The organism is Kitasatospora sp. SolWspMP-SS2h, from assembly GCF_003259315.1.
In the GTDB taxonomy this organism is placed as follows: domain Bacteria; phylum Actinomycetota; class Actinomycetes; order Streptomycetales; family Streptomycetaceae; genus Kitasatospora; species Kitasatospora fiedleri.
Window position 1 is genome coordinate 67,497 of sequence record NZ_QLLT01000018.1, and the last position, 12,579, is coordinate 80,075.

Here is a 12,579-nt window from a genome sequence, read left to right on the forward strand (position 1 = left end):
ACGGGTGTGTCAGGAGTGTTTCCGATTCGCTCCGCCCGCGAAATACTTGTCGTGACCACTGTCATATGTCCTGATTGATGACGTAGCCTCTCAACCCTCAATAGGGTTCCCACACGCTCGGCGGCGCACCACCGACGCCCCGCCGACGCACCGTGGGGCCGGGGGGCGGACCCGCCGAACCCGCCGGGTGGGAAGGGTGTCGCATGGGCTCACAACAACCTCAGCACTCCGGCCGGCTCCGGCTGGTCGGCCAGCGCGAGCACAGCGGCCGGCCGCCGACGGCCGGCGGCGGCGAGCAGGCGCCGGTCGGCGTCGGCACCCCGCCGGTGGGCGTGTCCGTCCCGCCGGCCGGCCTCGGCAGCACGCCGCCCGGCCTCGGCGCCCCGCCGACCGGCATACCCGTCCCGCCGGTCCTGCAGAGCGGCTTCGCCGACGTGCTCAACGCCGCCATCGAGACCAGCGGGCTCAGCCTCGACCGGATCCGGGCCGCCCTGGCCAAACAGGGCGTCAGGGTCAGCGTCACCACCCTCAGTTACTGGCGGCGCGGACGCAGCCAGCCCGAGCGCGCCACCTCGCTGCGCGCCGTCCACCTGCTGGAGGAGCTGCTCGGCCTGCGGCACGCCGCGCTCACCTCGCTGCTCGGCCCGCCCCGCCCGCGCGGCCGCTGGGTCACCCAGGGCCCGGCCCCCGACGGCCTGCGGGTCGAGCAGGTCTGGCCCGGCCAGGCCGAACTCGCCGAGGTCTTCGCCGAACTCGACGCCCCGCCGGCCGGCCAGCTGGAGCGCCAGTCCATCCACGACGCCTACTACGTCGACGCCTCCCGCCGCGGCCACCTGCTGCGGATGCGCCAGGTGGTCCGCGCCACCGTGGACGGCGTCACCCGGCACGTGGTGGTCCACAAGGCCGACGAGGGCGTCCAGACCTGCCCCGAGATCACCTCCGTCCGGCACGCCCGCCTCGGCCGGGTCCGCCGCCGCCCGCTCAGCGGGCTGCTGGTCGCCGAACTGCTGCTCGACCGGCCGCTGGGCCTCGGCGACTCCACCGTCCTGGAGTACGAGGTGCAGATCCCCGACTCCGGCCCCACCATCGACTACGGACGCTTCTTCGCCGCGCCGGTGCGGGAGTACGTCCTCCAGGTGCACTTCGACCCCGCCACCGTCCCCGTCCAGTGCGAGCGCTTCGACCGCGCCCCCGGCGCCGAGGTCGACCGCCACCGCGAGCCGCTGTGGATCGGCGCCTCGGCCAGCGCCCACGTCCTCACCGCCGACCAGCAGCCCGGCCAGGTGGGCATCCGCTGGCAGTGGGAGTAGCCGCGGCACCCGTCCGGGCTCCCGCGCGGCTCCGTCCCGCCCTCCCCTTCCCTCCGCTTCCTTCCCCATCCTTCCCTTTCCTTCCTGTTTGCTCCCTTTCGTGACGCTTCGTCATGGTTGCTTCCGCTTCATCCACTTCCACCCGTTTCACCCCTTTCCTCCCGCCGGTCGCGGCCGACCCCGCCACGCCCGACCCCGCGGTGCGGCCGTTCACCCGAACCGCCCTGCCGGACCGCCCATCGGGTGGTCCGCGCCGCTCCCCGCGAGGAACGTGAGTCCCACTCACCGAGGAAAGGCAGGACCCCCGTGCTGATGGAGTTCAGCGATGTCGAGCCGGACGCCTCCTGCGGCTGTCCGGGCTGCGCCGACCGCCGCCTGGTCCGTTCGCTCGCCGCCCGGCCGGGCCGGTGCTCCGCCCGCGGGGCGCGCCGCGCGGCCTTCCTGCTGGCCGCCGTCGGCGGCGTCCTGGGCGCCGGGACGGCCGCCGTCACCGCCGCGCCGGGCACCGACAGCAGCCCGTCGATACCCGACTCGCCCCAGGGCGAGGTGGCCGGCCCGTACGGCGCCGAAGCCCGGCCCGGACGCTCGATACCCGCCCAGCCCGCCACCACCCGGGCCGAGATCCTGCAACGGGCCCGGGCCTGGGTGGCCCGGAAAGTGCCGTACAGCATGAGCACGTACTGGTCCGACGGCTACCGCCAGGACTGCTCCGGCTTCGTGTCGATGGCCTGGGGCCTGGGCAGCAGCCAGACCACCTGGACCCTGCCGGACTTCGCCGACCGGATCGCCAAGGACGACCTCCAGCCCGGCGACGCGCTGATCTACAACAACCCCAAGGACCCGCAGGGCGGCTCGCACGCCGTGCTGTTCGGCGGCTGGCTGGACGCCGCCCGCACCAGGTACACCGCCCTGGAGCAGACCCGCCCGGGCACCACCGAGCGCAGCACCCCGTACGCGTACTGGAGCAACGCGAGCGGCTACCTCCCGTACCGCTACAAGGGGTTGAGCCAGCCGATGCCCGCGCCGGACGCCGACGCCTTCCCGGGGGCGGACGCGTTCGGGCCGGGGAAGGTCAACCCGTACGTGACGCGGCTGGGCACCATGCTGGTCGAGCGCGGCGGCGGGCGGTTCTACCACGAGGGCCCCGGCCCCGACTGGGGCGAGGCCGACCGGCAGGCCACCGAGGCGTTCCAGCTGGCCCAGGGCTGGCGCGGCGCCGAGGCCGACGGCTACCCCGGCAAGGACACCTGGGACCTGCTGGTGCACCACAGGGGCAAGGACATCCCCCCGGCCGCCACCGCCCCCGCGCCCGCCCCCGGCACCCCGGCTCCCGGTGCGCCCGCCCCGCCGCCGCCGACCGCTCCGGGTGGGCCGGCCACCCCGCCCGCTCCGGCCGCCCCGCCCTTCCCGGGGGCCGGCCGGTTCGGCCCCGGGCAGGTCAACGACGACGTGCTGCTGCTCGGGCAGCAGCTGGTCCGCAAGGGCTACGGCGCCGCCTACCGGGAGGGCCCGAGCCGGGACTGGGGCGAGGCCGACCGCCTCAACGTGGCCGCCTTCCAGCGCGCCCGGGGCTGGACGGGCGCCGAGGCCGACGGCTACCCGGGCCCGCACACCTGGAAGCTGCTGTTCGCCTGACCTCCGGCGGGAGCGCGCTCAGGGCGCGGCGTGCTCCCGCACCCACGCGTGCATGGCGATCGCGGCGGCGGCCCCCGCGTTGATCGAGCGGGTGGAGCCGAACTGGGCGATCGAGCAGACCGCCGCCGCGTGCTCCCACGCCTCGGGCGTCAGCCCCGGCCCCTCCTGCCCGAACAGCAGCACGCAGCGCTCGGGCAGCCGGAAGGCCTCCAGCGGCACCGCGCCCGGCAGGTTGTCGATGCCGATCACCGGCAGCCCGCGCTCGGCGGCGAAGGCGGCCAGCGAGGCCACCGAGCCGTGGTGGCGCACGTGCTGGTAGCGGTCGGTGACCATGGCGCCGCGCCGGTTCCAGCGCCGCCGCCCCACGATGTGCACCTCGCCCGCCAGGAAGGCGTTCGCGGTGCGCACCACCGAGCCGATGTTGAAGTCGTGCTGCCAGTTCTCGACCGCGACGTGGAAGCCGTGCCGCCGGGTGTCCAGGTCCGCGACGATCGCCTCGTGCCGCCAGTAGCGGTAGCCGTCCACCACGTTACGGCGGTCCCCGGCGGCCAGCAGCTCCGGGTCCAGCCGGGGGTCGTCGGGCCACGGCTCGGGGTGCGGGCCGACGCCGATCTCCCGGTCGTCGCCAAGGTCGTCGTACTGCGCGCCCAGCTGGGGCACCGAGGTGTCGCTCACGCCCCCAACGGTACGGGCTCCGGGTGGGCCGGCTGCGGCCGCGTCCGCACCGCGCGCTCCAGCTCGGTCAGGGCCTGCATGACCAGGCGGGCCCCGGCCCGGACGACGTCGATCCGGTCGTCCGGGGGCAGCGCGGCGAGCTGGTGGTCCCAGGTCCGGTGGGCCTCGCGCAGCAGGGTGAAGTCGACGTCCTGGCCGAGCAGCACCGCGGCGGCGGCCAGCGCGGTGGCGTCCCGCAGCTCCTCGCCGAACGCGCCGGCCCCGGGCACCGGCGGGGCGTCCTCGCCGGGCAGGTGGGCCTCCAGCAGGACGGTGGAGCGGTCCAGCATGCCGACCGCGGAGCGGGCCTTGTCGAACTGCTTGCGGCTCAGCTCCGGCACCTGCTCGGAGTGCCGCACCGGCTCCACCTCGGCCCGGTCCAGCGCCGCCAGCATCTCGCTGCGGGCCTCCCGCACGTCCAGCAGCGCCGGCCGCACCTCCCGCTCGGCCCGCCCGCCCGCCGGGTCCCCGTACGCGCCGAACACCGCCGCCGCGTACCGCCCCGCCGAGGCCAGCCACTCGGCGAGGCGCTCCGGCAGCCGGGCGGTCTGCCAGGTCGGGAACAGCGCGTACGCGGCGAGCGCGACGAAACCGCCCAGCAGCGTCATCGACACCCGGTCCACGGCCAGTCGCACCGGGTCGCCGGGCTGGAGGCCGAGCAGGAACACCACGTACGAGGAGATCGCCACCGTCATCACCGCGTACCCGGTGCGCATGGTCAGGTAGGCCAGGCCCATGCAGCACACCGCCAGCACCGCCAGCACCCAGTCCCCGGGGTCGAACAGCTGCACCACGGCGGTGGACAGCAGCACCCCGGCGGCCGTCCCGGCCACCCGGGCCACGCCGCGGCTGAAGGTCTGCGCGAAGTCCGGGCGCATCACCATCGCGGAGGTCATCGGCGCCCAGTAGCCGTGCTCGATCCGCAGCAGCCGGGACGCCAGGTAGGCGGAGGTGACCACCACGGCCATCCGCACCGCGTGGTGGAAGATCGCCGAGTGCCGGTGCAGCTGCCGCCCGACGGTGGCCAGCGCGGCGGGCGCGACCTTGACCAGCGGCGGGCGGCGCAGGCCGGTGGCGGTGGCGGTGGGCGCGGTGCGGGACTGCACGGTGGTGCGGTCCTGCCGGTCCAGCCGGTCGGCGGCCCGGCCCAGCAGGCCGGAGAGCCGGCGGGCCGAGCGGCGGGCGGCGCCGCGCAGCAGGTCCTCGCCGCTGCCGGGGCGGGCCAGCGCCAGGCCGGGGGTGTCCCTGGGCAGCCGGACCGGGTCGCCGCTGCGGATCGCCCGGGCCAGCGCGTCCAGCACGTCGGCGGCGGCGGCCAGCACCTCCCGGGCCCGGTCCCGCTCGGCGCCCTCCTCGGCGGCCCCGACCCGGGGGTCGGCGAGCGCGGCCAGCGCGGGGCGGATCCGCTCGGCGATGGTGCGCAGGCCGCGCAGCTCGGGCGGACGGCGCCTGGCCTGCCGGGCGGTCAGCCTGGCGGCCTGCCGCCCGACGATGAACGGCTCCGGGTCGACCTGCGCCACCGGGTCGTGGCGCAGCCGGCGGGCGTAGTCGCCGAGCCCGGCGTAGATGTCGGCGAGCGCGTCGCGCTGGGCCCGCCAGCTGTCGATCGGCCAGACCGTCACCACCAGGGCCTGGACGGCGCCGCCGACCGAGCAGAGCAGCCCGTGCTCGACCGCGGTGGGCACCGACACCGGCAGCTGCACCACCACCATCATCACGGCCAGCGTGTTGGCGGCGACCACGCCCGCGGTCGGTCCGATCGCCCAGGCCAGCCCGGCGCCGAACGCCCACAGCGCGAGCACCACCGGGAACGCGCCGGGGATGCCCACCGCGACGTAGCCCAGGAAGGTCGACAGGCCCAGCCCGGCCGCCGCCGCCAACGCCAGCGAGGCGCGCGGCCGGAACGAGCGCTGGAAGGTCGCGGTGCCGGCGATGAACGCGCCCATCGCCGCCGAGGTCGCCTGCGCGGGCCCGTACAGGAACAGCGCCGGGAAGACCACCAGCGCGGCGGCCACCGCCCCGCGCAGCGCGCGCCTGGGGTTGGTCAGCGAGCGGTCCACGGTCAGCCCGGCCCGGGCGGTGTCGCGCAGGGCCGTGAACCAGGACATACCGCGAGCTTATCGACTTTTCGCCACTCGGCCCGCCGGGCCGCTAGGCGGTCGGCTCCCCGGCCCGCTCCGCCGCCGGCCCGTCACCGGCCGGCCCGTCCGCCGGCTCCCGCTCCGCCGCCGGCTCCCGCGCCCACCGCCGTCCGGCCGGCCACCGCTGGACCGCCAGCAGGAACGCGGTCGGCAGGAACACCGCGTCCGCGGAGATCATCGCCAGCGAGAAGAACGGCAGCCCCAGCAGCACCGCGATCGCCAGGTGCTCGACCACCATCACCGCCAGCAGCACGTTCTTCAGCCGCCGCGCGGCCAGCGAGAACGGGAAGCCGACCTGCATGACCACGGTGCCGTAGGTCAGCGCGAAGGTGACCAGCAGGCTGCCGCCGAGCAGCCCGGACAGCTCCGGCCAGGGGGTGAAGTACGCCAGTTTCAGCGGGTAGAAGACCGCGGTGCCGTCCTGCCAGCGCGAGCCCTGGACCTTGTACCAGCCGGCCGTGGCGTACACCAGCACCACCTGGACGGCGATCACCAGCATCGCGCCGTTGTGCAGCATCGCGGCCAGCGCGTCGGCCAGCGCCCGCGGCTCGCCCCACCCGGCCGGGTCCCGGCCGGGCTTGCGGGCCCGGCGGCGGGCGTCCAGCGACCAGACCGTCCCGCAGCGGGTGAGGGCCAGGTAGATCGCCATCAGGTGGACCAGGTTGTCGCCGCCGTCGCCGAGGAACACGTTGCGGTTCTGCAGCGACAGCACGGTCAGCGCGAACAGCACCGAGGAGGCCCGGGTGCGCCAGCCCAGCGCCGTCGCCCCGGCCGAGAGCAGCGCCAGCAGGTACACCGCCTCGAACCACCAGCGGCCGTCGCTCCAGGACAGCGCCGTGAACGCGTGGGTGTCGGCCAGCAGCCGGCCGTTCAGCTCCGCCGACCAGGGCGAGAGGTCCCCGTACAGCACCCGCCGGTGCGGCCACTCGCGCAGCAGGTAGCAGCCCCAGGTGCCGGCGGTGCCGATCCGCACCACGGCGGCCTGGTACGGGGCGAGGGTGGTCAGCAGGCGCGGCAGCGCGGCCCGGACGGCCGCGGGCGCGCCGGTCACCACAGGCCCCGCCGGTCCTCGGCCTGCACCGGCCACCAGGGCAGCTCGCGGGCGTGCGGGGCGGTGTCGACCTGCTCGCCGCTCCAGGGCGGCGGGGCGACGGCGGTGGCGGTGGCCCGCAGCTGGACCTGGATCACCCGGTCGCCGCCGGGCCCGATCCGCTGGAGGGCGATCCGCTTCAGGTACTGCTCGGCGAGCTCGCCGCGGTTGCCGGCCGCGGCGGTCCCGTCGCCCTCGCCGTGGGTGGACTCGTAGAAGTCCCAGGCCCGGCGCAGCAGGTTCTGGTCCAGGTGGCTGGGCGCCGGGTCGTGCCGGATCGCCGCCCAGTCCCCGGCGCTCAGCCCGTGCCACTCGCCGGTGGCCACCTGCCCGTCCGGGCCGATGGTCCGCACCCGGGCGTCCACCGCGACGTTGCGCTGCAGCGGGTCCGGCGCGAACAGCTTCCAGTTCTGCTCGAACTCCGGGTAGACCACCGCGTCCAGCTCGGAGCGGTACTCCTTCGACACCGAGTTGGCGGGCGCCACGGCCAGGAAGAGCGCGCCGAGGAACGCCAGGACGCAGGCTCCCAGCCCCACCCCGGCGACCACCAGGACCACCCGGGCGGGCTTGGACCAGACGCGCACGGCCGACATCCTGCCGCACCGCCCAAGCGTTCGAACAGGGGCCGGAGCCCTTGCACCGCCCCGCGGCGGACCGCGGGGGCTACAGGACGAACGGCTCCCGGCCGGTCCCGCCCACCATCGGGCGCCCGGCGGCCTCCCAGGCGAACATCCCGCCGTCCACGTTGACCGCGTCCCGGCCGCCCGCCACCAGGTACTGCACCACCTGGGCGGAACGGCCGCCGACCCGGCACACCACGTACAGCCGGCCCTCGGGCAGCTCGTCGAGGCGGGCCACCACCTGGCCGATCGGGATGTGCAGCGCGCCCTCCACGTGCCCGGCGTCCCACTCGTCCTGCTCGCGGACGTCGAGCAGGACGGCGTCGGCGGGCACCGAGGCGGCGTCGGCGGTGGGCAGCTGAGCGAACATCGGGGCGGTCTCCTGGGGTGCGTGGGACGGTTGGTGGTGCCCATTGTCGGGCAGGAGCGCGGCCAGTCTCGCCTGCCGGTCCGCGGCGGTGGCCAGCAGCTGCTCGGCGAGCTCCTCCAGCAGCCGCTCCGGCTCCTCGGGCCGCAGCAGCAGCAGCTCGCCCATCGGGGTGCGCTCCAGCCGGACCCGCTCCACCGCCAGCGCGGTGATCCGGCCGGTCAGCCACTCCAGGCGCTGGCGCAGCCAGGCCAGCCGGTCGGGGGAGTCCGCGGCGGGCGCCGAGTCCGGGGAGGTGGACCACTCCTCGGCCAGCCGCTCCAGCCCCTCGGCGTCGGCCAGCGCGTACGCCTCGTTGACGCGGGCGATGAAACCCGAGCGGCGCTCCTGCTCGGCCGGGTCGGTGGTCAGGTCGGGGTGAGCCCGGCGGACCAGCTCGCGGTAGGTGCGCTGGGCCTCCTTGCCGGGCCGCACCCGGCGGGCCTCCGGCTCGCCCTCGCGCGGGCCGCGCTCCTCCGGCGGCTCGACCCGCTCCCGGGCCTCCCGGGCCCGCCGCAGGTCCTCCGGGTCGCCGCTGAGCACCGCCACCGACTCGGCGATCAGCGCGTCCAGCTCGTCCAGCTCGGCGTAGAGCGGGCCCAGCAGCTGGTGGTGGGCCAGCGCGAAGTTGTCGATCTCCACCCGCAGGGTGGCCACGTCGACGTCCAGGGTCAGCCAGGCCAACTCGGCCGCCGCGACCCGCTCCTCCAGGTCCTGCCGCTCCGGGTCCGCCCACACCTCGACGCTCGGTACGCTCACCCTGGCCACCCTACCGGGGCCCGGCACACCGCCGACCGGGTGACACCGGCGGCACTCCCCGGGGCGCGCGGCGGGCGACACGCAACTGATACTGACGAATCTGCCCGATTGGCTACCTGCCCCCGGCATCTCCGTGCTTCATTGGAGGGCGCGTGCGAGGACGCGCGCACCGGCCAGGAGGAGCAGCGAGCACAACAAAGGGGCAGACCGATACCCATGGTGGACCAGCCCGATCCCACACCCCCGGCCGGAGTGGTCGCCCTGCTCCGGGTCGCCGCCGTGCTGGTCGACCCGGACGGCCGGATCGCGCTGTGGAACCGCACCGCGGAGGAACTGTTCGGCCACCGCGCCGAGGTCGCCCTCGGCCGCACCGCGCACGGCCTGCTGCCCGCCGTCGAACCCCGTCCCGAGGGCTCCGGCCCGGCCCAGCGCTGCGACGCCCTCGACACCCTGGACGACCTCGTCCTGGACGGCCCGTGGGCCGGGCCGATGACCGTGCACGACCGCGAGGAGCGGCTGCGCGACGTCCTGTGGTGGGCCTACCCGCTGGTCGAGCCGGCCGGCCGCTCGCTGCTGGTGCTGGCCGCCGACGCCCGCCCGCTGCGCGCCACCGGCCCCCGGATCGCCCTCGGCGAGCGCCTGCTCCCGTACGCCGCCGCACCCGCCGCGGCCCGCCCGCAGCAGGTCGCCGCCGCCTTCGCCCCGCCCGGCCCGGGCCGCGCCGAGGCGCTCGCCGCGCTGCTCCCGCCGGGCTCCGCCGAGCGCCGCCGCCGACTGCTGGACGCCCTCGCCCAGGCCGGGCCGCCCGCGCTGCGGGTGGACGGCGCGGCCGTGCTGCCCGTGGTCCCGCTGCCGTCCTTCCCGGAGGGCGCCGGCACCGCCCGGGCCGCCGCCGGGATCGGCCGCCGCTACCCCACCGCGCAGCAGCGCGCCGCCCGCCGCGCCGCGGAGCCGCCGAACCCGGGCGCCGCCGGGTCGCGTCCCCCGGCCGCCGGGCCCGCGACCGCCCACCGGGACGGGCCGCGGCCCGGCCGCACCGTCCCCGGACCACGCGAAGCCGCCGCCCACCGCCCGGACCCGGGAGGCCCCGTCATCGAACCCGCAGCCGTCCCCGACCCGACCACCGCAGCCGACCCGACCACCGCCCCCGACCCGACCGGTGCGCCCGCGCCCGCGCCCGCCACCGTCCCGCCGAGCCGGACGGCCGGCTCCGGCACCGGCACCGGCGTGGAGGTGGTCCGCGGACTGCCCGACGACGGCGACCTGGCGCTGCTCGCCTCGATCGGCAGCCAGGTCGGCACCACCCTGGACCTGGACACCACCGCCCGCGAACTGTGCGAGGTGCTGGTCCCCCGGGTCGCCGACTTCGCCTGCGTCGACCTGCTCGACGGCCTGATCTCCGACTCCGAGCTGCCCGTCGGGGCGCCCGACGACGCCACCATGCTGCGCCGGGTCGCCCGCACCTTCAACGCCGCCTCGCCGCGCTGGGGCCACGTCCTGGACGAGGGCGCGCTGCTGGCCATGCCCCGCTCCACCCCGCCCGGACTGGCCCTCCAGGAGAACCAGCCGGTGCTGGTCCCGCTGATCTCGCCGGACGTCGCGGTCGACTACGCGGCCTCGCTCGGCGGCCCCGAACTGGAGCCGGCCGTGGTCGGCCGCTCGATGCTGGTGCTGCCGCTGTCCGCCCGCGGCACCGTGCTGGGCATCCTCAAGCTGCTGCGGCTCGCCGACCGGACCCCGTTCACCCGCTCCGACGCCGACACCTTCAAGGAGGTCGCCGCCCGCGCCGCGCTCTCCCTGGACAACGCCCGGCTGCACCGCGCCGAGTCCAAGGTCGCCACCACGCTCCAGCGCTCGATGATCCCGACCCGCCCGCCGCGGATCCCCGGCGTCCAGATCGCCCACCGCTACATGCCCGGCGACCGCAAGGCCGAGGTCGGCGGCGACTGGTTCGACGCCATCCAGCTACCCGGCAGCCGGGTCGCCCTGGTGGTCGGCGACGTGATGGGCCACGGCCTGCACTCGGCCGCCGCGATGGGCCGCTTCCGCACCGCCATGCAGACCCTGGCCGCCCTCGACCTGCCGCCCGCCCAGCTGCTGCGCCACCTCGACAACCTGGCCCACAAGCTCGGCGACGACCACCTGGCGACCTGCCTGTACGCGGTCTACGACCCGATCAACCGCACCTGCGAACTCGCCTCGGCCGGCCACGTCCCGCCGGTGCTGGTGCACCCCGACGGCCGCGGCGAACTGCTCGACCTGCCCTCCGGCGCGCCGATCGGCGTCGGCGGGGTGCCGTTCCAGGCCAAGCAGATCGACGTCTCGGACGGCTCGATGCTGGTGCTGTGCACCGACGGTCTGGTCGAGGTCCGCGGCGGCGACATAGGGGCGGGCCTGGCGGCGCTCTGCGGCAACCTGATCGACCCCGCGCAGACTCCCGACGAGGCCTGCGACACCGTGCTGAACACCCTGCACTCCGACGACCGGCAGGACGACATCGCGCTGCTGGTGGCCCGCTTCGACGGCGTCCCGCCGACCGAGGTCGCCACCTGGCAGCTCGGCGTCACCGAGCTGGAGGTCGGCCGGGCCCGCAGCCTGGTGCGCGACCAGCTCGCCGCCTGGCAGCTGACCGCGCTCTCCGAGACGGTCGAACTACTGGTCTCCGAACTGGTCACCAACGCGGTCCGGGTGGCCCGGGCCGAGGTGCAGCTGCAGCTGATCCGGGTCGACAAACTGCTGGTCGAGGTCAGCGACGACAACCACAACCTGCCCTCGCTGGAGCCCGCCGACGCGTTCTCCGAGCACGGCCGCGGCCTGAACCTGGTCAGCAAGCTGTCCGAGAAGTGGGGCACCGCCCGCAAGGCGGTCGGCAAGGTCGTCTACTTCGAGATGCCGCTGTCGCGCGGCTGACCGCCGCCCGCCCGCCGGGTCAGGACGCCACCGCCCTGGCCCGGCCCTGGGCGGCCACCGCCGCCGCCGCGCCGACCCCGGTCAGCACCCGCGGCCAGTAGTCGCCGAACACCTCGACCCAGACCGCGATCAGCGCCGCGGTGCTGATCGCCACCAGGTGCTCCAGCCCGGCCAGGTTCGGCAGCAGCAGCGCCTCCACCACCATCGACAGCGCCACCGCCCCGGCCGTCCACCAGGCCCGGCAGCGCAGCGCCACCACCACGGCCAGCGCCACCACCGCCGCCGAGGGCCCGGTGTCCCGCACGTACGCCACCCAGCGCGGGAAGCCCAGCGCGTGGTGCGGACCCAGCGCCACCCCGACCCGGGCGAACAGCGTTCCCGCCAGGGTGCAGGCGTACGCCACCACCAGGGTCAGCCGCCGCCCCAGCACGATCTCGGCCACCCCGAACACCAGGAACACCTGGGCCAGCGCCCCCCCACACCGGCAGGTCCAGGGCCGGCACGTACAGCGACAGCGGGGTGCGCAGCAGCGACACGTCCAGCGGCAGCGCCGCCTTCACCACCCCGACGTCGGCCACCAGCCGGTCCCCGCCCGGCAGGTGCTGGACCACCGAGAACAGCAGCACCAGCGCGGTCGCCGCGGTCGCCAGCGGCACCGCGGCGAACCTCCGCCGCGCCACCGCCTCCTTCACGGAAGCGAAAAGCTCCCCCCACTCCGCGACCGCGGCCCGGCGCAACACCGCCCCGAGCCCCGACCGCACGCCCCCCGCGTGGGTGATCTGCTCCACGTCCCGGCTCTCCCGTCCGATTCCGTGCCGACTTCCGTCGTCGATTTCTCTTCTGCTCCCCGGATCCGACCCTACGCACCGGGCCGAACCGCGGCATCAGCTTCGGAGACCATTCCCGGCCTCCTCCCGGAGGCTGACCTCCGGCCCGCTCCGCCCCCCGGCGGAGGGACCTCCCCCTCCCGGGCCGTTCCCGGCCGGGAAGCGTT

General features: G+C 76.1%; 9 protein-coding genes. 3 read left to right on the plus strand and 6 right to left on the minus strand.

All coding sequences use genetic code 11. The features are described from left to right. Positions 1 to 203: 203 nt before the first annotated feature. Complete coding sequence (locus K353_RS22550) at positions 204 to 1,310, plus strand: hypothetical protein (protein ID WP_111555371.1); 1,107 nt, start codon at positions 204 to 206, stop codon at positions 1,308 to 1,310. Between the two features lie 312 nt (positions 1,311 to 1,622). Further along, on the plus strand, positions 1,623 to 2,945 hold the full coding sequence (locus K353_RS22555) for a peptidoglycan-binding protein (protein WP_111555451.1): 1,323 nt from the start codon (positions 1,623 to 1,625) through the stop codon (positions 2,943 to 2,945). 18 nt (positions 2,946 to 2,963) lie between these two features. Here the strand turns inward: K353_RS22555 and K353_RS22560 are convergent, their stop codons facing one another. From K353_RS22560 to K353_RS22580, 5 genes are all read right to left on the minus strand, one after another. Next, positions 2,964 to 3,620 (minus strand): TrmH family RNA methyltransferase, encoded by a 657-nt coding sequence (locus K353_RS22560; RefSeq protein WP_111555372.1) that lies wholly within the window; start codon positions 3,618 to 3,620, stop codon positions 2,964 to 2,966. After that, entirely contained in the window at positions 3,617 to 5,767 is a 2,151-nt protein-coding gene (locus K353_RS22565; protein ID WP_111555373.1) for an FUSC family protein, read from the minus strand. Before K353_RS22565 ends, K353_RS22560 begins: the two co-directional genes overlap by 4 nt. Before the next feature lie 43 nt (positions 5,768 to 5,810). Then, positions 5,811 to 6,890, minus strand: a complete 1,080-nt coding sequence (locus tag K353_RS22570) for an HTTM domain-containing protein (protein ID WP_370447639.1) — start codon at positions 6,888 to 6,890, stop codon at positions 5,811 to 5,813. After that, positions 6,848 to 7,474, minus strand: a complete 627-nt coding sequence (locus K353_RS22575) for a DUF5819 family protein (protein WP_146616546.1) — start codon at positions 7,472 to 7,474, stop codon at positions 6,848 to 6,850. Before K353_RS22575 ends, K353_RS22570 begins: the two co-directional genes overlap by 43 nt. A 79-nt stretch (positions 7,475 to 7,553) precedes the next feature. Beyond that, positions 7,554 to 8,675, minus strand: coding sequence for a rhodanese-like domain-containing protein (locus K353_RS22580; protein WP_111555376.1), 1,122 nt, complete (start codon positions 8,673 to 8,675; stop codon positions 7,554 to 7,556). Positions 8,676 to 8,891: 216 nt separating this feature from the next. On the opposite strand from K353_RS22580, the gene K353_RS22585 reads away from it, so the two are divergent. Then, complete coding sequence (locus tag K353_RS22585; protein WP_111555377.1) at positions 8,892 to 11,585, plus strand: SpoIIE family protein phosphatase; 2,694 nt, start codon at positions 8,892 to 8,894, stop codon at positions 11,583 to 11,585. Positions 11,586 to 11,604: 19 nt separating this feature from the next. Here K353_RS22585 and K353_RS35950 read toward each other — a convergent pair whose 3' ends face one another. Further along, entirely contained in the window at positions 11,605 to 12,045 is a 441-nt protein-coding gene (locus tag K353_RS35950; protein WP_158585464.1) for a hypothetical protein, read from the minus strand. Positions 12,046 to 12,579 lie beyond the last annotated feature (534 nt).

Excerpts from the sequence above, each read along its gene's own strand:
- K353_RS22550 (WP_111555371.1), top strand. The coding sequence starts at position 204 with ATGGGCTCACAACAACCTCAGCACTCCGGCCGGCTCCGGCTGGTCGGC.
- K353_RS22585 (WP_111555377.1), top strand. The coding sequence starts at position 8,892 with ATGGTGGACCAGCCCGATCCCACACCCCCGGCCGGAGTGGTCGCCCTG.
- K353_RS22555 (WP_111555451.1), top strand. The coding sequence starts at position 1,623 with ATGGAGTTCAGCGATGTCGAGCCGGACGCCTCCTGCGGCTGTCCGGGC.
- K353_RS22565 (WP_111555373.1), bottom strand. The coding sequence starts at position 5,767 with ATGTCCTGGTTCACGGCCCTGCGCGACACCGCCCGGGCCGGGCTGACC.